The organism is Nocardia sp. NPDC020380 (assembly GCF_044386975.1).
Taxonomy (GTDB): Bacteria; Actinomycetota; Actinomycetes; order Mycobacteriales; family Mycobacteriaceae; genus Nocardia.
In genome coordinates, this window is the sequence record NZ_JBIRVQ010000002.1 from 504,975 (window position 1) to 531,806 (window position 26,832).

Consider the following 26,832-nt stretch of genomic DNA (forward strand, 5'->3'; position numbering starts at 1 on the left):
ATTGTGTGCCGGTAGTGCCAACACCAGTGTCCGCGCGGCCCGCACACCGCATCATGAACGAATGGACTTGGTGAAGACGGTTGCGCCGAGCCTCGCGGGGGTCGTGAACCGTAATCTGCTCTGGATGGCCTGGAACACCGTATTGGCCTGGGTACCGGTGGCGCTCGCGCTGCTGGTGTTCCGGTCCCGGCGGGTTTCCGGTCAGCGACTACCGACCTCGCTGCGCTGGTGGGCGACCGCGGTCTTGCTGGTGTTGTTCCTGCCGAACGCGCCCTACGTGGTGACCGATCTCGTGCATCTGCGGTCCGATATCAAGGCGGTCGGGGACGGTCCGGTGGTGACGACGGTGCTGCCCGTGTACGCGGCGTTCATCATCTCCGGATTCGTGGCCTACTACATCGTGCTCGCCGAACTGGGTCGCTTCCTGGAGGCCCGCGGACTCGGCGCATGGCGGACGCCGGTCACCCTGATCGTCCATCTGGCCTGTGCCGTAGGCGTTTTCCTCGGTCGCTGGGTGCGGCTCAACAGCTGGGAACCGGTGGTGCAGCCCAAGGGCGCGTTCGATCGGATGATGCTCGCCCTCACCTGGGAGTGGGCGCCGGTCCTGATCGCGGCCGTGTTCGTGGCAACGGCGCTGGGGCACTTCGTGACCCGCGCGGTGATCGAGGCGAGCGCGGAGAGCGTCCGCCGCGGCGCGCGGCTGGTGCGAAGCCTGCGCCTCACACCGCCGCCCGCCGATCAGGCGTGATTACGCGAGACCCAGGCGTTCCTGGGCGATGACGCGGATCGCCTTCTTGTCGGGCTTGCCGAGCCCGGTGAGGGGGAGTTCCTCGATGACCAGCACGTGTTTGGGCGCCTGGACGGAACCCTTCTTCTGCTTGACCGCCTCCTGGATCTCGGCGGTCAGCACCTCGATCGCGGCCGGATCGCCGGCGGTGGCGGCATCGAGGACCAGGACCGCGGTGACGGCCTCGCCCCAATGCGGGTCGGGCACACCGACGACGGCCACATTGAGCACCTTCGGGTGTTCGGAGACGACATCTTCCACCTCGCGCGGGAAGACATTGAAACCGCCGGTGACCACCATGTCCTTGCTGCGGCCGACGATGTAGAGGAATCCGTCCTCGTCCTGGCGGGCCAGGTCGCCGGTGCGCAGCCAGCCGTTCTTGAACGTATCGGCCGTGACCTCGGGCAGATTCAGGTAGCCGGCGGCGAGCAGCGGTCCGGAGACGCAGATTTCGCCGACCTCGCCCTGGGCGACCTGCTCGTCCTTGTCGTCGAGCAGCGCGACCCGGACGGCGGTCGAAGGCCGGCCACAGGAGGTGAGCCGCTCCTTGTCGTGCTCGTCCTTGCCCAGGTAGCTGATCGCCATGGGCGCCTCGGACTGCCCGAAGTACTGGGCGAAGATCGGCCCGAAGCGATCGATGGCCTCCTGCAGGCGATTCGGATCGATGGCCGAGGCGCCGTAGTACACCGTCTCCAGCGAGGACAGATCCCGCGTCTTCGAATCCGGGTGATCCAGCAGGGCGTACAGCATGGACGGCACCAGCATGGTGGCGCTGATCTTGTGTTCCTCGATGGCGCGCAGCACTTCACCGGCCTCGAAGCGCGGCAGCACCACACACTGCCCGCCGAGCAGCACGACCGGCAGGAAGAACGCCGCGCCCGCATGCGAGAGCGGCGTGCAGATCAGGAACTTCGGATGCTTCGGCCACTCCCATTCCGAGAGCTGGATCTGCGTCATGGTGTTCATGGTGACCGCGGTGCCGATGACGCCCTTGGGCTTACCTGTGGTGCCGCCGGTGTAGCTGATGGAGATGACATCGTCGGGCAGCAGTTCGACCGCCTCGACCGGCTGCGGCTCGAACTTGTCCGCGGCCGCGAGCAGGTCGATGCCCACATCGGCGAGCGCATCCGGCACTGGGCCCAGGACCAGCACCTTGGTGAGCCCCGGCACGCGATCCACCAGATCGCGGGCGCGCTGCACGAAGGCGGGCACCGGATCCAGGATGAGCGTCGAAATTCCCGCGTCGGCAAGCACATACGCGTGATCATCGAGCCCGCCGATGGGGTGCAGGGCGGTGCGGCGGGAGCCCACGATCTGGCCCGCGGCAATGGTGAACAGCACCTCGGGCCGGTTCAGCGCGAGCACGCCGACCGGAGTCCCGGTGGTGACGCCGTGTTCGGCGAAGGCCTGGATGTAGCGGCTGACGCCCGCCAATACCTCACCGCCGGTGAGGATGTGGTCGCCGAGGGTGAGCACCGGCCGGTTCTTGTGCCGCGCGAGCCCCGCGATGAGCGCGTGGCCATTGTGCACGGGAAGCCGCAGCCGGGTCTCGGGATCGATTGTCGTCATGTGTTTCTCACTCCGTCCGGTCGGTTCCGGTGATCATGCCGTGTGGGACTGGTAGAGGGTGACGACCACGGCGCCACCGAGACCCAGATTGTGTGCGAGCGCGGTCCGCGCGCCCTCGACTTGCCGTTCGCCCGCGAGTCCGCGCAGCTGCCAGTTCAATTCGGCGCACTGCGCGAGACCCGTGGCGCCGAGGGGGTGGCCCTTGGAGATGAGGCCGCCGGAGGGGTTCACCACCCAGTCGCCGCCGTAGGTGGTCGCGCCGGATTCGGCCAGCGCGCCGGATTCGCCTTCACCGCACAGGCCGAGGGCCTCGTAGGTGATGAGTTCGTTGATGGAGAAGCAGTCGTGCAGTTCGATGACGTCCACGTCGGCGACGCCGATTCCGGCGGTGGCGAACACCTTTCCGGCGGCGGCGCGGGTCATGGGCGCGCCCACGACGTCGATCATGGAGCCGGTGGAGAAGGCATTGCCGTCATCGGTGGCGAGTTCCTGCGCCACGATCTCGATGGCCTGCGCCTCCAGTCCGTGTGCCTTCACGTACTCCTCGCTCACCACGACCGCGGCGGCCGCGCCGTCGGACATGGGCGAGCACTGCGAGCGGGTGAGCGGCCCGTGCACCGGCTTGTCGGTGAGCACCTGGTCCAGGGTGTAGGCATCCTGGAACTGCGCCAATGGGTTCCGCGTCGAATGCCGGTGGTTCTTCACCGCGACCGCCGCCAGCTGTTCGGGCGTGGTGCCGTAGCGCTTCATGTGCTCGATGGCGGCATTGCCGAAGAACTGGGTGGTGATCGGCGCGGCGGTGAAGTCGAAGTGCTCGCGATTGACCTGCAGGTGCGCGTCGACCGTGGTGACCTTGGGCTTGGTGGCCGGCCCGGCCATGGCCTCCTTGGTCATCTGCTCGAAGCCGACCGCGAGGGCGATGTCCACGAGGCCCGCGCCGACCCATTCGCGCGCGAGCATGAGCGCGGTCGATCCGGTGGCGCAGTTGTTGTTGACGTTCACGATCGGAATGCCGGTGAGGCCCACGTCGTAGAGGGCGCGCTGCCCGGCGGCCGACGGCTGGAAGACGTAGCCGACGGCGGCGCGCTGCACCTGGTCGTAGGTGATGCCCGCATCGCCGAGCGCCCCGCGCACGGCCTCGCCGACCATTTCGGGGTAGGTCCATTCGCGGGAACCGATCTTCACGAACGGCGTCATGTTCACACCCACGACGAAAACGCGTCGCATATCTTCTTGTACTCCTCTTGTGCGGGAACGTCTTTGGTTTCGGGTCAGTCGGCGCGCGGGATGCGGCCGTCCAGGTCGGTGAAGTCGTATTCCTCGGCGAGGTCGGCGACCTTCCACGACTTGCCGGTGCGGGTGCGGCGTTTCGGGTCGGCGGCGAGGGCGGCGACGGCGCGGCCGGGGAAGCGCGGGGTTTCGGCGGTGGCCAGGTCGAAGGTCCCCTCACCGGGCAGGGTCACGAGGCGGCGGCCCTGATCGTCGGCCGGAACCAGTTGCAGCAGTTCGGTATCCACGATGCCGGGCCACAGCGAGACCGCCGTGACCTCGGTGTCGGCGAGGTCGTGGGCGAAGTCGGCGGTGAGCCGGTCGACGGCGGTCTTGCCCGCGCCGTAGACGGCATTGTGCATGTACCGATCCGCGCCCGGCGACGAGATGTTGACGATCAGCCCGCCGGACTCGATGAGCAGCGGGGCCGCGAAGACGCTTGCCACGTAATGGGATCGGACGCCGATATCGAAGGTCTCGTCCCACGCCTTGGCCGGCACCTCCCAGAATTTGCGGCCGAGCCAGCGGGCGGCGGCGGGGGAGTTGTAGACATTGTTGACGAGGACGTCGAGGCGGCCGTGGTCGGTGCGCACTCGCGCGAAGAGCTGTTCCACCGCGGCGTCGTCGTGGTGATCGCAGACCACCGCGATGCCGGTGCCGCCGAGGGCGTCGATCTCGGCGGCGGTGCCGGCGACCGTGCCCGGCAGGTGCCCGGGCGTGACGGTGCGCCCGGTGACGTACACGGTTGCGCCCGCCGCGCCCAGCTCCAGGGCGATGCCCTTACCGATGCCGCGGCTGGCTCCGGTCACTACCGCGACCTGTCCGGCGAGAATCTTGGGTATTTCGCTCACGACCTCTGGACACTACCTTGAAATAGGAACGTGTTCTAGAAAATGGAGGCGGTAGTGGAACTGACCCATCGGACGCTGGATACCGGGGACATCCGGATGCACGTCGCCGAGCAGGGGGAGGGCCGTCCGGTCATCTTCTGCCACGGGTTCCCGCACACCTGGTACGTCTGGCACAAGCAGGTCGCGGCCGTCGCCGCCGCGGGCTACCGCGCCCTGGCCCCCGATCTGCGCGGATACGGGCGCACCGACGTTCCCGAGGATGTCGCGGCGTACACCAACGAGGCCGTCATCGGCGATCTGCTCGCCCTCCTGGACGACATCGGCGAAACGAAGGCGGTGTTCGTCGGCCTCGACTTCGGCGCGCAACTCGTCTGGGAACTGTCGCTGCGGCACCCCGAACGGGTGGCCGGCGTGGTGGTCCTGAACAACCCGTTCGCCCCCCGGCCCCCGCGCGCGCCCTCCGCCTTCTGGACCAAGGCCGCCGAACGCCACTTCCTGCACCTCTCCTACTTCCAGGAGCCCGGCGTCGCCGATGCCGAATTGGCGGCTCGCCCAAGGGAATTCCTGGCCCGCGTCTACTACTCGCTCTCCGGCGACTACCACTACCTCGACACCTGGAAGAACCCGCCCGGCATCGGCTATCTCGAGGCCCTCCCGCAGGCTCCGGCGCTGCCCTGGCCGTGGCTGAGCGAGGCCGATTTCGACACTCTCGCACAGGATTTCGAGCGCACCGGCTTCACCGGCGGTCTCAACTGGTATCGCAATCTGGACCGCAACTGGGAGCTCACCGCCGCCTACGCCGACGCCAAGGTGGAGGTGCCCACCTTCTTCCTCTACGGCGAAAACGACCCGGACATGGAAGGTTTCAGCGGCCGCGACCCCCTGGTTACCCTCCGTGCCAATGTCGCCGACCTGCGTCAGGTCATCGAGGTTCCGTCCGCGGGCCACCTCGTGCAACTCGAGCGTCCGGAGGTCGTCAGCACCTTCATCACCACGGCCGTGAAGAGCCTGGAACCGGGCGCCTGACCGATCCGTCAAGTCCGGCTGCGGGGTTCGGGCCGCGCGGCCGGCCGGACGCACTGTGGGAAAATGCGTCATGACCATCAAGATCGACGCATTGGATTCCGCGTTGTTGGCGGAGCTGGCGTCCGACCCGCGCGCGCCGATTCTGGACTTGGCGCAGCGGTTGAACATCGCGCGGAACACGGTGCAGGCCCGGATGAAGCGGCTGGAGGCTTCGGGAGCGGTGCGGGGGTATCCGCCGAATGTGAATCTGCAGGCGCTGGGGTTCGTGGTGCACGCGTTCGTGGGGATCGAGACCGATCAGAACAAGATGGACGACATCATCGAGGCGCTGCAGTCCTTCCCCAATGTGCTCGAGGTGCACGCGACGACCGGGCGGGCGGATCTGCTGGTCCGGATCGCGGCGCAGTCGCAGCAGGATCTGCTCGGGATCATCCAGCAGGTGCATTCCATCGGCGGGGTGCGGCATACCGAGACCATGCTGGCGATGGCGACGCCGATCGAATATCGGTCGCTGCCGCTCGTCGAACACCTGACGAAAGCTACTGACCGGTCTTAACGGGGCCTTGACGGCGCGGCCTCGAGCAGAATGCTGCGTGCGTCACAGTGCGCCAGGTCACTTTTGATCAGTCTGATCAACTTTTCGCGCCTCGGTTGACACAGATCACACACCACGGCAGATTTCGCTGCACCGATTGCTACTTCGTCTGCAGCTCACGACCTGGGCTGGTGGAAAGTGTGGTGACTCTTCATGACCAGCGTTGCCTGCCCGTCCGACCTACAACCGTCGGCGACAGCCACGCCCTATGACCTCGCCGACCGCTATCGCGCGGGTGCGGGGCCGGTCCTGCTCACCGGTGTCCAGGCCATCGCCCGGATGATGGTCGAGCAGCATGTGCGCGATATTCGCGCGGGTCGCCGTGTCGCGACTTTTGTTTCCGGATATCAGGGCAGCCCGCTCGGCGGGGTCGACAAGATGCTGCTCGGCATGCCGAGCGTGCTGGCCGAACACGACATCGTGTTCGTGCCGGGGATGAACGAGGAACTCGCCGCCACCTCGGTGTGGGGCAGCCAGGCCGATCTGCCGGCCGGGAAACCGACCCACGACGGGGTCGTCGGCGTCTGGTACGGGAAGGGACCCGGCGTCGACCGCGCCACCGATGCGCTGCGGCACGCCAATATGTACGGGGTGAATCCGCGCGGCGGGGTGCTGCTGCTGGTGGGTGACGATCCCGCCTCGAAATCGTCGACGGTGCCCGCGGTGAGCGAACGGTCCTTGGCGGCCATGGGGATTCCCGTGCTGTTCCCGCGCAATGCCGAAGAGATCATCACCCTGGGTATGCAGGGCGTCGCGCTGTCGCGGGCCTCCGGCTGCGTGGTGGCGATGAAGATCGTCGCGGACGTGGCCGATGGCGCCTGGACCGTGGACGCCTCGGTATCGGAGCTCGGCATCACCGTGCCCGAGATCGAATGGGAGGGCAAGCCTTTCGTCTACCGGCAGCGGCCCATGGCGGCGCCGGCGGACAGCCTGCTCGCCGAGGCCGACCTGTACGGGCCGCGCTGGGCGACCGTGCGCGCCTACGGTGCGGCCAACGGTCTCGATGTGCTCGAGGTGAATCCGGCCGCGGCGAAGATCGGGATCGCGGCCACCGGCACCACCTTCGACGCGGTCCGGCAGGCGCTGCTCGACCTCGGCGTCGACGACGCGGTCATGCATCGCGCCGGGATCCGATTGCTGCGCATCGGGATGCCGTATCCCGTTGGCCCGCAGGCGATCACCGAGTTCGCGCACGGGCTCGACGAGGTGATCGTGGTCGAGGACAAGACCGCGTTCATCGAAACGCAGATCCGCGAAATCCTCTACGGGACCGCCGATGCGCCGCAGCTGCTGGGCAAGCACGATGCCAAGGGAGCGCTGCTGTTCCCGCTCGACGGCGAACTCACCGCGGGCCGACTACTCGGGCCGCTGCGCCGGGTATTGCGGGACCATGTCGAGCTGAAAAAGGCTCCGCCGCCGCCACTTTCGCTGGAAGTGCTGTCCGCCAAGCGCACCGCCTACTTCTGCAGCGGCTGCCCGCACAACCGCTCCACCGCCATCCCGGAGGGCTCGATCGGCGGCGGCGGCATCGGCTGCCACACGCTGGTGACCATGTCCGGGCGCGCGGATTCCGCGGTGACCGGGCTGACCCAGATGGGTGGCGAGGGCAGTCAGTGGATCGGGCAGGCGCCGTTCACCGATGTGCCGCACCTGTTCCAGAACATCGGCGACGGGACCTTCTTCCACTCCGGGCAGCTGGCCGTGCAGGCGTGCGTCGCGGCCGGGGTGAACATCACCTACAAGCTGCTCTACAACGAGGTCGTAGCCATGACCGGCGCGCAGGACGTGGAGGGCGGGCTCGGGGTCGCGGAACTGACGCACAAGCTCACCACCGAGGGCGTCAAGCAGATCATCATCTGCGCCGATGAACCCAAGCGGCACAATAGGAAAGCGCTGGCCAAGGGCACGCTGCTGTGGCATCGCGACCGGCTGGACGAAGCCCAGCGGGCGCTGCGGGATGTCCCCGGCGTCACCGTGCTCATCTACGACCAGCATTGCGCGGCCGATGCGCGCCGCCAGCGCAAGCGCGGCACCCTGCCCACCCGCAATACCCGTGTGGTGATCAATGAAGCCGTCTGCGAAGGCTGCGGCGATTGCGGCGTGAAGTCCAACTGCCTGTCCGTGCAGCCCGTGGACACCGAATTCGGGCGCAAGACCCGCATCGATCAGACCTCCTGCAATACCGACTACAGCTGCCTGGACGGCGACTGCCCGTCGTTCGTGACCGTCCAGCTGCCGGATGCGAAGCAGGCCAAGGGATCCCGCAAGACGCGGAAGACCGCCGAGCCGCCCGCCGTGGCCGATCCGGGTCTCGGTGCGCCGCTGGGAACGCAGAACGTGCTGCTCGCCGGTATCGGCGGCACGGGCATCGTCACCGTCAACCAGGTGCTGGCCACCGCCGCGCTGCGGGCCGGCTACGCGGTCGAGAGTCTCGATCAGATCGGCTTGAGCCAGAAGGCCGGTCCGGTGATCTCGCATCTGCGGTTCTCCACCACCGCGCTGGAGCCCTCCAACCGGCTCACCCCGGGTAGTGCCGACTGCGTCATCGCCATCGACCTGCTCACCGCCACGGACACCAAGAATCTGCCCTACGGGAGTCCCAACAGCACGATCTCGGTCGCGTCGACCAGTCAGACCCCGACCGGGGACATGGTGTACGACAAGTCCGTCGCGTATCCGGAGACGCAGTCGCTGCTGGATCGGCTCGCGGCGGTCTCGCGCACGCTGACCCACTTCGACGCGCTCGCGGCGGCACAGGTGCTGTTCGGGAATACCGCGGCCGCCAACTTCCTGGTGGTCGGTGCGGCCTTCCAGGCCGGGGGATTGCGACTGCCCGCGGCCTCGATCGAAGAGGCCATCGGGATCAACGGGGTCGCGGTCGCCGCCAATATCGCGGCCTTCCGCTGGGGACGCGTGGCGTTCGCGGAGCCGGCGGCGTTCGAAGCGGCCGTGGGATCGACACAGCCACAGCGCGATCGGATTGCCGTACCCGCGGAACTGCTGGCGGGCACCGGCTTCGACGATGAGACCCGGCGGCTCGTGGAGCTGCGCGCGGGCGAGCTGATCGCCTTCCAGAGCGTGAAAATCGCGCGGCGGTACATCGATTCGGTGCGGGCCGTGTGGGCCGCCGAGCGTGCCGTCACCGATCGGACCGAGTTCAGTGCCGCCGTGGCGCGCGGGCTCTACAAGTTCACCGCTTACAAGGACGAGTACGAGGTCGCTCGCCTGCTCGTCGACCCGGCCTTCCTGTCGCAGATCGAGTCCCAGGTGCCCGGTGGCGAGAAGCTCACCTACAAGCTGCACCCGCCGATCCTGCGTGCCCTCGGCCGCAAGAAGAAGATCGGTCTCGGACCGAAATCGCATGTGGCGCTGAAGGTTCTCGCCAAGGGTAAGGTGCTGCGCGGCACCAAGCTGGATCCCTTCGGCTACGCCCACGTGCGCAAGGTCGAGCGGGTGCTGCTGGCCCAGTACACCGAGATGGTGCTGCGGCTCGCCCGCGAACTGAACGCCGAGAACTACGACACCGCGCTCGAGCTCGCCGGACTGACCGATCTGGTCCGCGGCTACGAGGGCGTCAAGCTCGGCAATGTCGAGCTGTACTGGTCGCGTCTGCGGGAGCTCGGCATCGACTGCTGACCGCCGGCACGCGCCTGCCGGGGCGCGTGCCCGCTCCTGCCGGAAAGCCTTGCCGCGCTGGACGAGCGCAATCCCGCGCTGTGCCGCGCGGCGAAGCTCGGCGCCGCCGTGCCCACCGCGGCACGGCAATCCGAACCTGCCGCCACCGCGCGGCGCCCGACCCGTCGCAACCATGCGACGGACCCCCGCCGCCACAAGCGGCACCGCACCCCGCCGCGACCCGCGGCGTCCAGGAAGGAATCCACCGTGACCGCAATGCACACCGAGGCAGGAGTTTTCGGCCGCTCGCACGAGCTGAGCCGCCGGGGTCATGAGCAGGTGGTGTTCTGCGAGGACGACAAGACCGGGCTGAAGGCGATCATCGCCATCCATTCGACCGTGCTGGGACCCGCCCTGGGCGGCACCCGGATGTACCCGTACGCCAGCGAATCCCAGGCGCTCGACGATGTGCTGCGGCTGTCGTGGGGCATGACCTACAAGTCGGCGGCCGCCGGCGTCGACCTGGGCGGCGGCAAGGCCGTCATCATCGGCGATCCGGCCCACGACAAGAGCGAGGAGCTGTTCGCCTCCTACGCGCGGTTCGTGGAAACCCTGGGCGGACGGTACATCACCGCCGGTGACGTGGGCACCAACACCGACGACCTGGACGCGATCGGCCGCTACACCTCGCACGTGACCGGCCGCAGCGCCGTGGCCGGCGGATCCGGCGACAGCGCCGGGCTGACCGCGCTCGGCGTGTTCAATGCCATGCGCGCGGGCGCCGAATCCGTCTGGGGCACAGCGTCATTGGCGGGCCGCACGGTCGGTGTCGAAGGTGTCGGCAAGGTGGGCCGGCAGCTCATCGCGCTGCTGCTCGCCGACGGCGCCGAGGTATGCGCCACCGACGTGAATGAGGCTGCCCTGCAGCGTGTTTCGCAGGAGACCCCGGGCGTGCGACTGCTCGGCTCGGTCGCCACCGCACCCGTCGACGTGTACGCGCCCTGCGCCCTCGGCGGCACGCTCACCGCGGCCAGCGCCGAGGCCATCGAGGCCAAGCTCGTCTGCGGTGCGGCCAACAATCAGCTCGCGAATCCCGCGGTGGAGCAGGCGCTCACCGAACGCGGGATCACGTGGGTACCGGACTTCGTCGCCAATGCCGGTGGCCTGATTCAGGTCGCCGGTGAACTGAAGGGCGCGGACAGGGCAACGGTCGAGGGTGACGTGAGGGGCATCTTCGACCGCTGCCGCGACATCATCACGGCGGCGAAGGCCGAAGGTATCGGAACCGGCGCGGCGGCGAACCGGTTCGCGGAACGGCGTCTCGACGCCATTCCCCGATCCATCTGATCGCGCCGCCGGAGTTTCAAAGGAGAGGCCAGAGTGGCGATCACGAGCGGTTTGTTCCGCACCAAATCAGTTGAACAGTCCATCCGGGACACCGATGAACCGGATTCCAAGCTACGTAAGGATCTGACAGCCAGAGATCTCACCATATTCGGTGTCGCGGTCGTGATCGGCGCCGGCATCTTCACCCTCACCGCGCGTACCGCGGGAACGGTCGCCGGACCGGCGGTTTCGCTGGCCTTCGTCTTCGCGGCGATCGCCTGCGGGCTGACCGCGCTCTGTTACGCCGAATTCGCCTCGACCGTGCCGGTCGCGGGGAGCGCGTACACGTTCGCGTACGCCACCTTCGGTGAGCTCATCGCGTGGATCATCGGCTGGGATCTCATCCTGGAATTCGCGCTGGCGGTATCGGTGGTGGCCAAGGGGTGGTCGCAATACCTCGGTGAGGTATTGGGCGGCACCTTGACGCCGATCGCGCACATCGGGTCGATTCAATTCGACTGGGGCGCGGTGCTGATCATCGCGATCGTCGGGACACTGCTGGCGACGGGGACGAAACTGTCGTCGCGGGTGTCGGCCATCGCGGTCGCCATCAAACTGATCGTGATCGCTCTCGTCTTGATCGTGGGTATCACCTACTTCAAGGCTTCCAATCTCTCGCCGTACATTCCGCCGTCGCAGCCGTCGGCCAAGGCGGACGGGGTGCACCAGTCGCTGTTCGCGTGGCTGACCGGGTCCGGTGGCACCAGCTTCGGATGGTTCGGGCTGCTGTCGGCGGCGAGCCTGGTGTTCTTCGCCTTCGTCGGATTCGACGTGGTGGCAACGACCGCCGAGGAGACTCGTAACCCGCAGCGCGATGTCCCGCGCGGCATCTTCGGGTCGCTGGCCATCGTGACGGTGCTGTACGTGGCGGTTTCGCTGGTGCTGACCGGCATGGTCTCCTACAAGGACCTGCAGAGCGGAAACGCCACCCTGGCAACCGCTTTCGCCATCCACGGCGCCACCTGGGTGAAGAACATCATCTCCATCGGCGCCCTCGCGGGCCTCTCGACCGTGGTCATGGTCATGTTCCTCGGCCAGACCCGAGTCCTCTTCGCCATGTCCCGAGACGGATTGCTGCCCCGCGGCCTGGCCCACACCGGCAAGAACGGCACCCCCATCCGCCTGACGGTCATCGTCGGCTCGATCTGCGCGGTCCTCGCGGCCTTCGTCGACTTCGGCACCCTCGAAGAGATGGTCAACATCGGCACCCTGGTCGCCTTCGTCCTGGTCTCCATCGGCGTCCCCATCCTCCGCCGCACCCGCCCCGACCTGAAACGTGGCTTCCGAGTCCCCCTCGTCCCCTTCGTCCCGATCCTGGCCGCCCTGGCCTGCTTCTGGCTGATGCTCAACCTGTCCCTGGAAACCTGGCTGCGATTCATCATCTGGATGGTGCTGGGCGCAATCGTCTACTTCGCCTACGGCCGAACACATTCGGCGCTGGGTCGCCGCGCCGCGCCGGCCGAGGAGCCCGCGGTGTCACCCGTCCGATAACCGCGCCACTTCGGCGAAAGTCAGGTCGAGCAGGCCGGGGAAGCGCGCATCGAGATCGGCGCGGCGGAGCGTGAGGTAGAACTTGCGCCCGTCGCGCCGTTGCCGAATGACCCCGGCCTCGCGCAAGGCCCGCCACTGATGGGTCATGCTGGATTTCGGTTCGGCAGGCAGGATTTCGCCGCAGAAGCGTTCGTCACCGCTCGCCAGGGCGTGGACGATTTCCAGGCGTATCGGATGCCCGAGTGCGGCGAGCACGTCGACGAGCCGGATAGCGCTCGTCTCCGGGTGGTACAGCTCGGTTCAGCGATAGTGTGAGGAGACCGCATGACCAGCACGAGCGTGCCCGAAATGCTGTCCGACGCAAGCCTTGCCGCATCCTTGCCGGGCGGGTTCACCAGCCGTCTCGCCGAGGTCGGCGGTGTCCGTCTGCACTACGTCGACGGGGGTGCGGGCGCGCCGCTGCTCCTGCTGGGCGGCTGGCCGCAGACGTGGTGGCAGTGGCACAAGGTGATGCCCGCTCTGGCGCAACGGTATCGGGTGATCGCGGTCGACCTGCGGGGGATGGGCGGCTCGGGCAAGCCGGCCGCTGGCTACGACAAGAAGACCATGGCCGCCGATATTCGCGCCCTGGTCACGCATCTGGGATTGGCGTCGGTGAGCATCGCCGGCCACGATATCGGCGCCATGGTGGCCTACGCGTACGCGGCCAACTACCCCGGCGCCACGGAAAAGATTGCGCTGCTGGATGTTCCGCACCCCGATGAAGGCTGGCCACGGTTCGGCCTGCTGCCCGAAGCCGACCAGCACGTGGATTCGGTGATCGAGGCCGGTGACCGCTCGTTCCTGTGGTGGTTCGCCTTCAATCAGGTGCAGGAACTGCCGGAACTCCTGCTCGGCGACGGCCGCATCCGACTGCTGATCGACTGGTTGTTCACTCGCCAGGCCCGCAATCCGGCCGCCATCGACGAGCATTCGCTGGATCACGAACCCGAGCTTGTCCAGATAGCGGCTGAGTGCGTTGGCCCGCACCGGATTCGGCGCCCCCGCCAACTCCCGCGCAGTGCGCTCGACCCGATCGAGGTCGCGCACCATAGCGCGATGCGTGAGGAGCATCGTCTTGTGCCCCCTCGGCAAACTGGCAACGGATGACACCGACATGAAGACTCCTGAACGCGTGGCAGCTGACCCTGCTGCCACGCGCCATGCTAACACTATAAACGTAGTAAAAAACACTAGAGATGTAGTGAAGGAGTCGAAATGCCCCGCAGGCGCGAGCAAGTCCTGGACGCGGCCATAGAAGTCATGGCCACCGAAGGCCTACGCGGCCTGACCTTCCAAGCTGTCGACAAGGCAGCCTCAGTCCCCGCCGGCACCGCCTCCAACTCCTTCCGCACCCGCAACGCCCTCCTCCTGGGCATAGTCACCCACCTCGTAGACCTGGACGAGCGCGACTGGCGAGCAGTAGGCGGCATCCTCCAACCCACCACCCCCGAAGCCCTCATCGAAACGATGTCCGGCGTAATCCGCCACGCCCTGGGCCCAGGCCGCAGCCGCACCACAGCCCGCTACGCCCTCTTCCTGGAAGCAGCCACCAACCCAGACCTCCGAGCCCCCCTCACCGCAGCCCGCCAAACCATCACCACCTGGATAACCCCCTGGCTCCAATCCCTAGGCTCCCCAGCCCCCGCCGCCCACTGCCACATCCTCCTCGACCACACAGACGGCGCCATCCTCCACCAAATAACCTGGCCAGACCCCGATTACAACCCCACCCCCGGAATCCGCGCCCTAGTAACCGGCCTACTGGGCCACCCCTGAACACCCAACGACATCGCCGTAAATACGCTCGACAACGGCGCCCATTCCCCAATCGCCCCCGATACGAACCTCATCCACAAACCCCAGCCCCTGCCACCCGTGATACCACTCCGCCATCTGCTCCGACGAGAACTCCTCCGCCTGCGGCCGCCCAGCATGCCGCAGCAGGGTCTCCTCGAACGCCAGGTCAAAGCTGTAAAACAGTGCGTGCGCCGCCATCCCACTGATCCGTTCGAGCATTTCGCCATAGCGATCAGCGTCGAGGATGCCCTCCACGATCACAGTCGAACCGCGAGCCAGCCCGAATGCGGCGATGTGCTCGATGAGATCAATGTTTACCCCAGCCGGGATATCGCTCTCCCTCAACATGTGCCGCCTGACCGCATCCTGCGACACAACAAGGCATTTGGCGCGAGGAAACCGCTCTTGCACGCCGCGAGCCGCCGTCGATTTACCCGAGCCGGAGTTACCGCGAATCACAACCAGCACGCTCACACGGGTACTCTACTGCGCCGCCAGTGGTCCTCGAATTACATAATCTTGCTGGCTTGCCGGGATTCGAACCTGGAACCGACGCCTTAACAGGGCGCTGCTCTGCCGTTGAGCTACAAGCCATTGGGGTGATCGGCGGGGCTTGAACCCGCTTTCTCCGGAATCACGATCCGGTGCCTCGTCCTATTCGGCCTCGATCACCGTGGCGGTGGTCGGATTCGAACCCCAACGCTGATACGTCCCTCCGGTTTTCAAGACCGGCTGGCCCCCTCGGGCTGGAACCTTCCATTCCCGCTGCTCTGGTGAGCTTGCGGTGAAACAACATTCGCAGGAATGGCGAGGGGGCTGCAACTTATTTTCCGGGGAGGAATTTGCCGGGTGTCAGGCCGACACGCGGCGGAGGGATTCGGGGGTCAGGTCTTTGAGGGTGGGGTAGCCGTCTACCGCCATGATGAGGTCGGCTTCGGCCAGGAGGGTGCGGAGGACGTGGACGATGCCGTCTGTGCCGCCTAGGGCGCAGCCGTACGCGTAAGGGCGGCCGATGCCTACGGCTGTGGCGCCTAGGGCCAAGGCCTTGATGATGTCGGCGCCGGTGCGGATGCCGGAGTCGAAGAGGACTGGGAGGCCTTCGGCGGCGGCTACTACGTCGGGGAGCATGTCGAGGGCGGGGAGGCCGCCGTTGGCTTGGCGGCCACCATGGTTGGAGCAGTAGATGCCGTCTACGCCGGCGTCGCGGGCGCGGCGGGCGTCGTCGGGGTGGCCGATGCCCTTCACGATGAGGGGGAGCTTGGTGAGGGAGCGGAGCCAGGGGAGGTCGGCCCAGGTGAGGGGGTTGCCGAAGACCTGGATCCAGCGGAGGATCGCGGACTGGGGGTCTTCTTCGGGGGATTTCGCGAGGCTCGCGCGGAAGACGGGGTCGGTGAAGTAGTTGGTGAGGCAGTGGCCGCGGAGTTGGGGGAAGTTGGCGGTGGCCAGGTCGCGGGGGCGCCAACCGGTGACCCAGGTGTCGAGGGTGACGACGATGCCCTTGAAGCCGGCCTGTTCGGCGCGGGCGACGAGGCTGGCGGCCAGGTCGCGGTCGGTGGGGGTGTAGAGCTGGAAAAAGCCTGGGGTGTCACCGAATTCGGCGGCGACATCTTCGAGGGGGTCCACCGTCAGCGTCGAAGCCACCATCGGGACGCCCGTACGTGCTGCGGCGCGCGCGGTCGCGAGATCGCCGTGACCGTCCTGCGCGCACAGGCCGATCACGCCGACCGGAGCCATGAAAACCGGTGCGGGCAAAGTCATTCCGAACAGATCCACCGTTAGATCCCGCTGCGCCGCGCCCACGAACATGCGCGGCACCAGCCCCCACTGGTCGAAGGCGGTCCGGTTCGCGTTCTGGGTGCGCTCATCACCCGCACCGCCCGCGACATACGACCACACCGACGGCGGCATCGCCGACTGCGCCCGCTCGACCAGTTCGGCGTGATTCACCGGGAACGCCGGGACCACACCGCGCAGCCCCTGGAAATAGATCTCGTTCTGGAAATCCCCGAATGCCATGACCGTCCTCCGTTCGTCGCGCCCCTGTCGGCGCCCACTCCATTGTGCGAGACTTGGCATCCGGACCTGCCGGATCGCAGGATATCGTCACGGAGATAGATGCACATGCAGGATGATGCCAAGATGCTCGGCGAGGACGACCTCGCCCTCATCAATGCGCTGCAACTCCGCCCCCGCGCCTCCTGGACCGAACTCGGCCGCGTCCTCGACGTCGACCCGGTCACCGTCGCCCGCCGCTGGCAACGCCTGGAACAGCGCGGCGAGGCCTGGGTCTGCGTCTCCCCGGGCCCCGCCCTGTTCGATCACGTCTGCGCCGCCTACGTCGATATCGACTGTGCCGCAGGCGAAACCGCCGCCGTCGTGCGCGCCCTCGCCGCGCATCCGCACATGCTGACCCTGGAACGCGCGGGCGGCAGCAACCGAATCCTCGCCACCGTGGCGACCCGCGATTTCGACCAGATGTCCCGCTACACCCTCGACGTACTGCCGGCCGTCCCGCACATCACCGCCGTGCGCGCCCATATCGTCACGCACTGGTTCGCCGAGGGCGGCAGCTGGCGCATCGACGCGCTCGCCCCCGGCCAGCGCGACCGGCTGCGCACCCCGGCTACCGCCGCACCCGCCGATGCGGGCCGGCGCCGCGTCACCGCCCTGGACCGGGCCATGTTCGAACAGCTCTACTTCGACGGCCGCGCCGCCCACCGCACCCTCGCCGCCGCCCTGGACATCAGCGGTTCCACGGTCAAACGCCGCATCGACGAACTCACCCGCCTGGGCGTGCTCGGATTCCGCTGCGATTTCGCGCGCCCCCTCGGTGGCTGGCCGGTCGCCGTCACCTTCTGGGCGACCGCCCCGACCGCCGCCCTGCCGGAGATCGGCTATGCCCTCATCCGCCTACCGCAGACCCGTAATTGCGCCGCCGTCAGTGGCACCCACAATCTCGCCGTGCAGGCCAACCTGCATTCGGTGGCCGAGGTGACGCGCTTCGAGAACGAGCTCGCCACCATGCATCCCGAGTTCACCGTCTCCGAGCGGGTGATCACCCTGCGGCACGAGAAGATGCTCGGCCGCATCCTGGACGGGCACGGCCGGGCCGTGTCGGTGGTGCCGCCGGATATCTGGTCGGAAACCGTTCCGGCGGTCAGTAATTCGTATTGAGGTAGTCGGCGGCGTGCGTGGTCCAGGGCACGTCGGCGCCCGGCATGGTGTGACTGGCGTACAGCATGTGCTGACTGTCCGGTTGCGGTGCGAGCGTGCCGATCCGCGCGCCCTCCAGCAGGGCGAACGGCGAGAGCGCGGGATCGAGTACGCGCAAGGGTGAATCGGCGGGGGTGCAGGTGATGATGTCGTGCGGGTTGGCGTACTCGCGCACATCGACCGCGACCGGCCAGTGTCCGCGCTGCCCGTGCAGCCCGAAACTCTTTGCCGGGCAGAGATTCCCGACCGATTCCCCGGCCTGCCGCAGCGGGTTGGCGATGTTCACCGCGAACGCGATGTCCAGCGGTGAATCGTCGATGTTCGTGTAGACCCCGGCTCGCGCACCCTCCAGAATCAGGCTCGCCACGATCCCGCCCAGCGAATAACTCAGCAACCCACAGGTATTCGGCGAATCCTGTAATGCCTTCACCGCAGCGGCGACTCCGCGGCGCAGCGCGAAGTCCATCGAGGAACCCCACATATTCGGCTCCGGGCCAATGGATGTCGGCCAATCCGGCTCGAGGCAGGTGAACCTGTCCGGGTCCAGTAGCTTGCACACCTCCTGACGAGGGCGACTCTGCCCTCGAACGTGTCAGTACTCAATCGATCTCAACTCCTCGAACCGTGAATTTCGCAAACCAACCGGACAATACTGTCCGGTTGCTACGGTAGTCCCATGAGTGAAGAACGTCGAGTGAATCGTGGCCCGGGAGCGGCCGCCGACAACCGCGCGGCACTCATCGCCGCCGCCCGCGACACCTTCACCGAGATCGGCTTCCACGCCCCGCTGAGCCTGGTCGCCCGCCGCGCCGGCGTCGGACAGGGCAGCCTCTACCGCCACTTCCCGGACCGGGAAAGCCTGGCGCTGGCCGTCTTCGAGGACAACATCACCGGCCTGGAAGCCTTCGCCGCGAACCCGGAGATCACCCTCGAGGACATCCTCACCCGAGTCATCGAGCAACTGACCGCGGTCACGGCGGTGATCGCCGACCTCGACCCCTCGGTGACCGACCCGAGAATGCTGAGCCTCGCCGATCGCCTCCGCGCCCTGCTCGCGGCCACACTCGACGCCGATCGCCCCACGACCCGCTGGCGCGCCGATCTCACCGCCGACGAACTCGTCCTCGCCCTGGCCCTGCTCGCCTCGCTGCTCGCCCACGCCGACGCCGCCACCCGCCCGGAACTCGCGGCCCGCGCCTGGGAGCTATTGCGTCGCGGACTGGCCCCGTAGACCACAGAGCCGATCCGGTCCCGGGCGAAATGCAAAGGGCGGGCTGTTCATACGAACAGCCCGCCCTTTACAAAGAGGTGAATCAGTGCGGCAGATCCGCCGCCGCGGACTCGTCCAGCAGCCACGTGGTGGATTCACTGCCGATGGCGCCCGCGGCCGGAATATCCAGCGGCGACGCACCATTCAGCGCAGCCGCCACCGCGGCGGCCTTGGCCTCACCCGAGACCACCAGCACCACATGCCGCGACTTCCGGATCGCCGGCAGCGTCAGCGTGACACGCACGGCCGGCGGCTTGGGCGAATGCGTCTCCGCCACCACGAGTTCGTGCTCTTCGCGGGTGGCATCCGTGTGCGGGAACAGCGAATTGATATGCCCCTCACCGCCCATGCCCAGCAGGTGCAGGTCGAACGCGCCGTGCTCGGCCAGGTACGCGTGCACGGTCGCCGAGTACTCGCCCGCGGCCTCCAGCGGATCCGGGTAGTCGCCGCTGGACGGCTCGGCCGGATGCACCCGCGCCGGATCGACCGGCACATGATCGAGCAGCGCCTGACGCGCCTGCAGTTCATTGCGTTCCGGGTCGCCGACCGGCAGGAACCGCTCGTCACCCCAGAACACGTCGAGGTTCGCCCAGTCGATGTCGCCCGGCGCCTTGCGCACCCATTCGAGCAGCCCGATGCCGGTGCCGCCGCCGGTCAGCACGACCGATGCGGACCCGCGTAAGCGCTGCGCCTCCACCACCTCGGTGACGAACCGCGCGGCGGCCGCGCGCACGAGTTCCTCGGTGCCGGAGAAGGTTTCGACGGCGGACTTACTCATAGGTGACCCTTTCGATTCCGGTCAGCGCCTCGGCGTAGATATCGTCGGCGTCCAAGTGGCGCAGCTCTTCGGCCAGGCAGTCCTTGGTCTCCCGGCGAGCCAGGGCGAAGCGCTGATCCGGTTCACCGCTGCGCTTCAGGGTCGCGGTGCGGCCGTGCTGCGGGCGGGAGATGGCGATGGACACCGTGGGGCGCACCATCTCCACCTTCAGTTCACCGGTCCGGCGCACCACCGGGCACTCCAGTCGCGCGGCCAGCCATCCCGCCAGCATATCGAGGGCCGGCTCGTCCCGCAGACCCGAAACCGTCACGGACTCAACGCCTTCGAAGGGCGCCTCGTCGAGCGCGGCGGCCAGCAGGGCCCGCCAGTACGTGACCCGGCTCCACGCCAGATCCGTATCGCCGGGCGCGTACGAATGCCGCCGGCCCTTGATGGTGTCCTGCGGATTCGGCGCGAAGGTCGCATCGGTGATGCGGCGGGTCGCCAAGCGCCCCACCGCATCCTTGGACGGGAACTCCGGGGCGCCCCGCGGCCACCACGCCACCACGGGGGTGTCGGGCAGCAGGAACGGGATCACCACGCTGCTCTCGTGCAGCACCAGGTCACCCTGCAGCCGGAGCACTATCACCTCGGCCGCGCCCGCGTCCCCGCCGACGCGGATCTGCGCGTCCAGCCGGGTTTCGGCATTGCGGTCACCGCGCGCGAGCACTATGACACGGCAGGGATGTTCGCGGCTGGCGTCGTTGGCCGCGTCGATGGCCTCCTCCGCCTCGGAGCTGTCCAGGGTGCACACCACCAGCGTGAGCACCCGGCCCACGGTGACCACGCCATTGCTCTCGCGCAACTGCACCAGGCGTTTCGACACCTCGTTGGTGTGGGTGTCGGGCATGTCGATGATCATCGGGTGGGCTCCTGGGTGGGTGTGGTCATGGTCGCCGCCATTCCCGCCCGCTGCGCGCGAGCATCTCATCGGCGGATTCCGGGCCCCAGGTGCCCGCCTCGTACGGATCCGGCTTACCGGTCTCCGCCCAGCGCTCGAGCGCGGGATCGAGGATGCGCCAGGCCAATTCGACCTCCTCGTTGACCGGGAACAACGACGGCATACCCAGCAGCACGTCCAGGATGAGCCGCTCGTACGCCTCGGGGGAGTCCTCGGTGAACGCCTCGCCGTAGCTGAAGTCCATGTTCACGTCGCGGACCTCCATGGACGATCCGGGCACCTTGGACCCGAATCGCATGGTGATGCCCTCGTCCGGCTGCACCCGGATGACCAGCGCGTTCTGCCCGAGTTCCTCGGTCATGGTCTGGTCGAACGGCAGGTGCGGGGCGCGCTTGAACACGACCGCGATCTCGGTGACGCGGCGGCCCAGGCGTTTTCCGGTGCGCAGATAGAACGGGACACCGGCCCAGCGCCGCGTCTCCACGGCGAGGGTGATGGCGGCGTAGGTCTCGGTGCGGGAATTCGGGTCGAAACCCTCTTCCTGTGCGAGGCCCACCACCGGCTCGCTGCCCTGCCAGCCCGCGGTGTATTGCCCGCGCGCCGTCGTCTCGTCAAGGGGCGCAACGAGTTTCGTCGCCGAGAGCACCTTGATCTTCTCGATTTGCAGCTGCTTGGGCTGGAAGCTGACCGGTTCTTCCATCGCCGTCAGCGCGAGCAGCTGGATCAGGTGGTTCTGGATGACGTCGCGGGCCGCGCCGATGCCGTCGTAATAGCCTGCGCGGCCGCCCAATCCGATGTCCTCGGCCATGGTGATCTGCACATGGTCGACATAGTTGGCGTTCCAGATCGGATCCCACAGCTGGTTGGCGAAGCGCAGCGCCAGAATGTTCTGGACCGTCTCCTTACCCAGGTAGTGGTCGATCCGGAAGACCGAACGTTCCGGGAACACCGTGTTCACCAGGGCGTTCAGCTCCTGCGCGCTCTGCAGATCATGCCCGAAGGGCTTCTCGATCACCACGCGCCGCCACGACTTCGGCTGTCCCGCAGGCGAATCCGCGGGCTGCGCCAGACCGTTCTCGGACAACTGCTCCAGCACGGTCGGGAACTCGCCGGGCGGAATCGACAGGTAGAAGGCGGTATTGCCGCCCGTCCCGCGATCCCGATCCAGATCCTTCAGCGTGGTCGCGAGCTTGTGGAAGGATTCGTCGTCCTCGAACGTGCCGCGGACGAAACGCAATCCCTCCTTCAGCTGCTGCCACACCTCGTCCCGGAACGGGGTGCGCGCCGACGAACTCACGGACTCGTGCACGAGGGCCGCGAATTCGTCGTCGCTCATATCCCGGCGGGCGAAACCGACCAGCGAGAATCCCGGAGGCAGCAGCCCCCGATTCGCCAGATCGTAGATGGCCGGCAGCACTTTGCGCCGCGACAGGTCACCGGTTACGCCGAATATCACCAAGCTGCACGGTCCCGCGATGCGGGGAACCCGGCTGTCCCGCCCATCGCGGAGCGGGTTCCCCGTCGTGACCATTTTCGCCTCGCCGGTCACTGTCAGTTGCCTCCCGCCGCCTTCAGCGACTCCGTGGTGGCGACGAGCAGCTCTTCCCAGGACTTCACGAACTTGTCGACGCCCTCGGTCTCGAGCACACCGAACACGTCGGCCAGGTCGATGCCCACGGCGGTCAGCTGATCGAAGATCGCCTGCGCCTCGGCTCCCTTGCCCACCGCCGCGTCCGGCACGATCACGCCGTGATCCGCGACGGCCTGCAGGGTCTTCTCCGGCAGCGTGTTCACCGTGTTCGGCGCCACCAGCTCGGTGACGTACATGGTGTCGGAGTAGTCCGGGTTCTTCACACCGGTCGACGCCCACAGCGGCCGCTGCCGGTTGGCGCTGCCCTGCGAGAACAACAGCGCGTACGTGGAAGTGTGCTTGCCGCCGTCGAATACGTCCTGGTAGGCCGCATAGGCCAAGTGCGCGTTGGCGACTCCGGCCTTACCACGCAGCGCCAGCGCCGCGTCGGTGCCGATGGCCTCCAGCCGCTTGTCGATCTCGGTGTCCACCCGGGACACGAAGAACGAAGCGACGGAATGGATCTTGGCCAGATCGTGCCCGGCGGTGTGCGCGCTGCGCAGGCCGTCCAGGTAGGCGCCCATGACCGCGATGTGGCGTTCCACCGAGAAGATCAGGGTGACGTTCACGCTGATGCCCTCGGCGATCACCCGCGAGATGGCGGGCAGGCCGGCCTCGGTGGCGGGAATCTTGATGAACAGGTTGGGGCGGTCGACGATCTTCCACAGTTCGATCGCCTGCTTGACCGTGCCGTCCTCGTCGAAGGCCAGGCGCGGATCCACCTCGATGGACACGCGGCCGTCGGTGCCGCCGCTGGCCTCGAAGACCGGGGCGAAGACATCGCACGCCGCGCGCACGTCATCGGTGGTGATGGTGCGTACGGCCGCATCGGCGTCCGCGCCGCGAGCGGACAGCTCACGCAGCTGCTCGTCGTAGGAGTGGCCCTGCGAGAGAGCGCCCTGGAAAATGGTCGGGTTGGTGGTGACACCGACGACATTGCGAGTATCGATCAGGCCCTGGAGATTTCCGGACTTGATGCGATCCCGCGACAGGTCGTCCAGCCACACCGAAACCCCTGCGGCGGACAGTGCCGCGGTGTTCGTGTTCTGGGTCATGGAGGCTATCCCTTCACCTTGTTAAGCGAGCGGGTGGCAGCAGTGACGACGGCATCGGCGGTGATACCGAACTCGCGGAACAGCGTCTTGTAGTCGGCCGAGGCACCGAAGTGCTCGATGGACACGGTTTCACCCGCATCACCGACGAACCGGTGCCACGGCATCGAAATTCCGGCTTCCACCGAAACTCGCGCCTTCACCGACGGCGGCAGCACGGACTCACGGTAGGACTGCTCCTGAGCGTCGAACCACTCCACACACGGCATGGACACCACGCGGGTGCCGACGCCCTGTGCCTCGAGCGTAGCGCGGGCCTCGGTCGCGAGCTGGAGTTCCGAACCGGTGGCAATCAAGATCACCTGCGGTGTGGCCGTGGAGGATTCGGCCAGGACGTAACCGCCCTTGGCGACACCCTCGTAGCTGGTGCCCTCCTGGATCGGCAGATCCTGACGGGTCAGCGCCAGCGCCGACGGACCGTCCTGATGCGCGGGCTCCGACACCAGGAAATGCGAATGCCGTTCGGCCGAATCGCGTTCCAGGATCGTGCGCCACGCGTAGGTGGTCTCGTTGGCGTCACCCGGGCGCACCACGTTCAGGCCCGGGATCGCGCGCAGCGCGGCCAGGTGCTCGATCGGCTGATGCGTCGGGCCGTCCTCGCCGAGGCCGATGGAGTCGTGCGTCCACACGTAGACGACCGGGGTGCGCATGACCGCGCCCAGTCGCACCGAACCACGCATGTAATCGGAGAACACCAGGAAGGTGCCGCCGTACGGACGGGTCGGGCCGTGCAGGGCGATGCCGTTCAGGATCGCGCCCATGGCGTGTTCACGCACACCGAAGTGCAGGGTGCGGCCGTACGGGTTCGCCTTCCACATGCCCGTGGAGATGGACTCCGGGCCGAAGGACGGCTGGTTCGGCATGGTGGTGTTGTTGGACTCGGCCAGGTCGGCCGAACCGCCCCACAGCTCCGGCAGCACCGGCGCGAGCGCGGCCAGCACGGCGCCGGACGCCTTACGGGTGGAGGTGGCCTTCTCGTGGGCCGGCAGCACCTCGGCCCAGCCGGACGGCAGGCGACGCTCCTGCAGGCGGTCGAACAGCGCCTTGTTCTCCGGGTTGGCCTGGGCCCACGCGTCGAACCGGTCGTTCCAGGTCTTGCGGGCGGCCGCGCCACGATCGGCGGCGTTCCGGCGGGTGTGCTCGATCACCTCGGGGGCGACATCGAACGACTTCTCCGGGTCGAAGCCCAGGATCTTCTTGGTGGCCGCGACCTCGTCCGCGCCCAGCGCCGCGCCGTGCGCGCTGCCGCTGTTCATCTTGTTCGGGGCCGGGTAGCCGATGATGGTGCGCAACACGATGATCGACGGCTTGTCGGTGACCGCCTGGGCCGCCGCGATGGCCTCTTCGATGCCGGTCACGTTCTCGCCGCCCTCGACGTACTGCACGTGCCAGCCGTAGGCGCGGTAGCGCGCGGCGGTGTCCTCGGTGAGGGCGATGCGGGTGTCGTCCTCGATGGAGATCTTGTTGTCGTCGTAGAACAGGATCAGGTTGCCCAGCTGCTGGGTGCCCGCCAGCGAGGACGCCTCGGAGGTGACGCCCTCCTCGATGTCACCGTCGGACGCGATCACATAGATGAAGTGATCGAACGCCGACTCGCCCTGTGCCGCTTCGGGATCGAACAGCCCACGCTCACGCCGCGCCGCCATCGCCATACCGACCGCCGAGGCCAGACCCTGACCCAGCGGGCCGGTGGTGATCTCCACGCCCGGGGTGTGCCGGTACTCCGGGTGACCCGGGGTCAGCGAACCCCAGGTGCGCAGGGCCTCGAGGTCGGACAGCTCCAAGCCGATACCCGCCAGGTACAGCTCGATGTACTGGGTCAGGCTGGAATGCCCGCAGGACAGGACGAAACGGTCGCGGCCCACCCACTCCGGGTCACTCGGATCGAACCGCATGACCCGCTGGTAGAGGGTGTAGGCCAAGGGCGCCAAGCTCATTGCGGTGCCCGGGTGACCATTACCCACCTTCTGCACGGCATCGGCCGCGAGCACCCGGGCCGTGTCAACGGCTCTGGTGTCGAGATCGGTCCAGTCGGTGGGGTGGTTCGGCTGAGTGAGCGCGCGGATGTCGTCGGTAACTGACACGACCGAGGTTCTCCTGACCTTCTCGTCAAACGATGCGGTTGTGGGCGGCGGGTTGTTCGCTGCGGTTGATCCCGGTGCGACACGGCGCACCGATACACACACCACCCTAAAGGTGGGCGATTCATGCCCACGCGGGAACCCGGATTCACCGGTCGCCGTGTCGTTGTTCGTAGCTTCCCACTGACCGCTTCGTGACTACCCGGAGAACGCATCGCGAACCGGTCTCGCTGCGCGCCATGAGGGGACGTGGTCGGGAGCACGCTCATCGGGGGTCTACCATGCTCTGTAGTAGTAGCGCCGCGCCGCACTGGGCTGTGTCTGGGGAACGGCAGAGCACGCTGCTATCCAGACCGGATCGGATAATGCACGGCGTGCGAGGAGAAACAGTGGGGATTGGGCAACAGCCGGGTGGCGCTCACGGCTCCTCCGGGACGATGCTGGCTGACCGCGTCACGGGCACCGGACCGCTTTCCGTGGCCGCTCGGCGCGTGCTCGCCTACATCGCGCTCACCAAACCCCGGGTGATCGAGCTGCTGCTCGTCGCCACCATCCCGACGATGTTGCTGGCCGATCGCGGGCACATCGACATCCGGCTGATCCTGGCCACGCTGTTCGGCGGGTGGATGGGCGCGGCGAGCGCCAACACCTTGAACTGCGTCGCCGACGCCGATATCGACAAGGTGATGAAGCGGACCTCCAAGCGGCCGCTGGCCCGCGAGGCGGTTCCCACGCGGAACGCGTTCATCTTCGGCGTGACGCTGGGGCTCGCGTCGTTCGCGTGGCTGTGGTGGCAGGCCAATCTGCTGTCCGGCGCGCTGGTCGTGGTGACCATTCTTTTCTACGTCTTCGTCTACACGCTCGGTCTCAAGCGCCGCACCTCGCAGAACGTGGTGTGGGGTGGCGCGGCCGGCTGTATGCCCGCACTGGTCGGGTGGTCGGCGGTCACCGGCAATATCGGCTGGCCCGCCATCGTGCTGTTCCTGGTGATCTTCTTCTGGACGCCGCCGCACACCTGGGCGCTCGCCATGCGGTACAAGGAGGACTACAAGGCCGCGGGCGTGCCCATGCTCCCGGTCGTGGCCACCGAGGAGGTGGTCACCAAGCAGATCGTCATCTACACCTGGGCCACCGTGCTCGCCACCCTGGCCCTGGTTCCCGCCGCCGGACCCATCTACGCCGCGACCGCCCTCGTGGCCGGCGCCTGGTTCCTGCTCATGGCCCACCAGCTGTATTCCGGTGTCCGCAAGGGCGAATCGGTCAAGCCGCTGCGACTGTTCCTGCAGTCCAACAACTATCTGGCCGTCGTCTTCTGCGGGCTCGCGGTGGACTCGGTGCTCGGCTGGCACACCCTCGGGCACACCTTCTTCGGCTGACACC

Annotated in this window: 23 protein-coding genes and 2 tRNA genes; 11 read left to right on the plus strand and 14 right to left on the minus strand. The window is 67.4% G+C overall.

Going from position 1 to position 26,832, the window contains the following annotated elements; translation table 11 throughout:
• The first annotated feature begins 61 nt into the window (after positions 1–61).
• Positions 62–748: a DUF1361 domain-containing protein gene (locus ACH438_RS06005; RefSeq protein WP_397001718.1), complete on the plus strand. Its 687-nt coding sequence runs from the start codon at positions 62–64 to the stop codon at positions 746–748.
• Here ACH438_RS06005 and fadD8 read toward each other — a convergent pair whose 3' ends face one another.
• The 3 genes from fadD8 to ACH438_RS06020 are packed head-to-tail and all read right to left on the minus strand — an operon-like array spanning position 749 to position 4,476.
• Entirely contained in the window at positions 749–2,356 is a 1,608-nt protein-coding gene (gene fadD8 / locus ACH438_RS06010) for a fatty-acid--CoA ligase FadD8 (protein WP_397001720.1), read from the minus strand.
• 33 nt (positions 2,357–2,389) lie between these two features.
• The gene (locus tag ACH438_RS06015) at positions 2,390–3,583 is read right to left on the minus strand and encodes a thiolase C-terminal domain-containing protein (protein ID WP_397001722.1); all 1,194 of its coding nucleotides are present in this window, start codon (positions 3,581–3,583) and stop codon (positions 2,390–2,392) included.
• 44 nt (positions 3,584–3,627) lie between these two features.
• A complete protein-coding gene (locus ACH438_RS06020; RefSeq protein ID WP_397001724.1) occupies positions 3,628–4,476 on the minus strand; it encodes an SDR family NAD(P)-dependent oxidoreductase in 849 nt (282 codons plus the stop codon).
• Between the two features lie 54 nt (positions 4,477–4,530).
• Here ACH438_RS06020 and ACH438_RS06025 point away from each other — a divergent pair, with 54 nt between their 5' ends.
• The 5 genes from ACH438_RS06025 to ACH438_RS06045 all read left to right on the plus strand — a co-directional run bounded on the left by ACH438_RS06025 (position 4,531) and on the right by ACH438_RS06045 (position 12,589).
• The gene (locus tag ACH438_RS06025) at positions 4,531–5,502 is read left to right on the plus strand and encodes an alpha/beta fold hydrolase (protein WP_397001726.1); all 972 of its coding nucleotides are present in this window, start codon (positions 4,531–4,533) and stop codon (positions 5,500–5,502) included.
• 70 nt (positions 5,503–5,572) lie between these two features.
• Entirely contained in the window at positions 5,573–6,058 is a 486-nt protein-coding gene (locus ACH438_RS06030) for an Lrp/AsnC family transcriptional regulator (RefSeq protein WP_397001728.1), read from the plus strand.
• A gap of 192 nt (positions 6,059–6,250) precedes the next feature.
• Entirely contained in the window at positions 6,251–9,733 is a 3,483-nt protein-coding gene (locus ACH438_RS06035; RefSeq protein WP_397001730.1) for an indolepyruvate ferredoxin oxidoreductase family protein, read from the plus strand.
• Positions 9,734–9,988: 255 nt separating this feature from the next.
• A complete protein-coding gene (locus ACH438_RS06040; RefSeq protein WP_397002312.1) occupies positions 9,989–11,059 on the plus strand; it encodes a Glu/Leu/Phe/Val dehydrogenase in 1,071 nt (356 codons plus the stop codon).
• 33 nt (positions 11,060–11,092) lie between these two features.
• Complete coding sequence (locus ACH438_RS06045; RefSeq protein ID WP_397001732.1) at positions 11,093–12,589, plus strand: amino acid permease; 1,497 nt, start codon at positions 11,093–11,095, stop codon at positions 12,587–12,589.
• Here the strand turns inward: ACH438_RS06045 and ACH438_RS06050 are convergent.
• Entirely contained in the window at positions 12,575–12,844 is a 270-nt protein-coding gene (locus ACH438_RS06050; RefSeq protein WP_397001734.1) for an ArsR/SmtB family transcription factor, read from the minus strand. The genes ACH438_RS06045 and ACH438_RS06050 overlap by 15 nt on opposite strands.
• Positions 12,845–12,913: 69 nt before the next feature.
• On the opposite strand from ACH438_RS06050, the gene ACH438_RS06055 reads away from it, so the two are divergent.
• Both ACH438_RS06055 and ACH438_RS06060 read left to right on the plus strand, forming a co-directional pair.
• Positions 12,914–13,738 carry an alpha/beta fold hydrolase gene (locus ACH438_RS06055; RefSeq protein WP_397001736.1) on the plus strand — a complete coding sequence of 275 codons (825 nt, stop codon included), beginning with the start codon at positions 12,914–12,916 and terminating at the stop codon, positions 13,736–13,738.
• 108 nt (positions 13,739–13,846) lie between these two features.
• Entirely contained in the window at positions 13,847–14,407 is a 561-nt protein-coding gene (locus ACH438_RS06060) for a TetR/AcrR family transcriptional regulator (RefSeq protein WP_397001738.1), read from the plus strand.
• Here ACH438_RS06060 and ACH438_RS06065 read toward each other — a convergent pair.
• The 4 genes from ACH438_RS06065 to ACH438_RS06080 form a co-directional block, all read right to left on the minus strand.
• A complete protein-coding gene (locus ACH438_RS06065; RefSeq protein ID WP_397001740.1) occupies positions 14,390–14,902 on the minus strand; it encodes an AAA family ATPase in 513 nt (170 codons plus the stop codon). The two genes, ACH438_RS06060 and ACH438_RS06065, sit on opposite strands and share 18 nt — an antisense overlap.
• A 48-nt stretch (positions 14,903–14,950) precedes the next feature.
• Positions 14,951–15,022: transfer RNA gene (locus ACH438_RS06070), tRNA-Asn, on the minus strand.
• Position 15,023: 1 nt separating this feature from the next.
• Positions 15,024–15,100 (minus strand) — tRNA-His (locus tag ACH438_RS06075).
• Positions 15,101–15,280: 180 nt separating this feature from the next.
• Positions 15,281–16,444, minus strand: a complete 1,164-nt coding sequence (locus ACH438_RS06080; RefSeq protein ID WP_397001742.1) for an alpha-hydroxy-acid oxidizing protein — start codon at positions 16,442–16,444, stop codon at positions 15,281–15,283.
• A gap of 99 nt (positions 16,445–16,543) precedes the next feature.
• Here ACH438_RS06080 and ACH438_RS06085 point away from each other — a divergent pair, with 99 nt between their 5' ends.
• On the plus strand, positions 16,544–17,602 hold the full coding sequence (locus tag ACH438_RS06085; protein ID WP_397001744.1) for an Lrp/AsnC family transcriptional regulator: 1,059 nt from the start codon (positions 16,544–16,546) through the stop codon (positions 17,600–17,602).
• Here the strand turns inward: ACH438_RS06085 and ACH438_RS06090 are convergent.
• On the minus strand, positions 17,586–18,107 hold the full coding sequence (locus ACH438_RS06090; protein ID WP_397001746.1) for a hypothetical protein: 522 nt from the start codon (positions 18,105–18,107) through the stop codon (positions 17,586–17,588). The two genes, ACH438_RS06085 and ACH438_RS06090, sit on opposite strands and share 17 nt — an antisense overlap.
• A 210-nt stretch (positions 18,108–18,317) precedes the next feature.
• Here ACH438_RS06090 and ACH438_RS06095 point away from each other — a divergent pair, with 210 nt between their 5' ends.
• Positions 18,318–18,872, plus strand: coding sequence for a helix-turn-helix domain-containing protein (locus ACH438_RS06095; protein ID WP_397001748.1), 555 nt, complete (start codon positions 18,318–18,320; stop codon positions 18,870–18,872).
• An 82-nt stretch (positions 18,873–18,954) separates the two neighbouring features.
• Here ACH438_RS06095 and pgl read toward each other — a convergent pair whose 3' ends face one another.
• Genes pgl through tkt form a run of 5 tightly spaced genes read right to left on the minus strand, consistent with a single transcriptional unit; the run spans position 18,955 to position 25,455 of the window.
• Positions 18,955–19,689, minus strand: a complete 735-nt coding sequence (pgl, locus tag ACH438_RS06100; RefSeq protein ID WP_397001750.1) for a 6-phosphogluconolactonase — start codon at positions 19,687–19,689, stop codon at positions 18,955–18,957.
• The gene (gene opcA / locus ACH438_RS06105; protein WP_397001752.1) at positions 19,682–20,590 is read right to left on the minus strand and encodes a glucose-6-phosphate dehydrogenase assembly protein OpcA; all 909 of its coding nucleotides are present in this window, start codon (positions 20,588–20,590) and stop codon (positions 19,682–19,684) included. The genes pgl and opcA overlap by 8 nt, the downstream gene beginning before the upstream one ends.
• Before the next feature lie 25 nt (positions 20,591–20,615).
• Complete coding sequence (gene zwf, locus ACH438_RS06110; RefSeq protein WP_397001754.1) at positions 20,616–22,160, minus strand: glucose-6-phosphate dehydrogenase; 1,545 nt, start codon at positions 22,158–22,160, stop codon at positions 20,616–20,618.
• Positions 22,161–22,180: 20 nt separating this feature from the next.
• Positions 22,181–23,314, minus strand: a complete 1,134-nt coding sequence (gene tal, locus ACH438_RS06115) for a transaldolase (protein ID WP_397001756.1) — start codon at positions 23,312–23,314, stop codon at positions 22,181–22,183.
• A 5-nt stretch (positions 23,315–23,319) separates the two neighbouring features.
• Entirely contained in the window at positions 23,320–25,455 is a 2,136-nt protein-coding gene (gene tkt, locus ACH438_RS06120; protein WP_397001758.1) for a transketolase, read from the minus strand.
• A gap of 434 nt (positions 25,456–25,889) precedes the next feature.
• On the opposite strand from tkt, the gene ACH438_RS06125 reads away from it, so the two are divergent.
• Positions 25,890–26,828 (plus strand): heme o synthase, encoded by a 939-nt coding sequence (locus tag ACH438_RS06125; protein WP_397002314.1) that lies wholly within the window; start codon positions 25,890–25,892, stop codon positions 26,826–26,828.
• Positions 26,829–26,832: the final 4 nt, after the last annotated feature.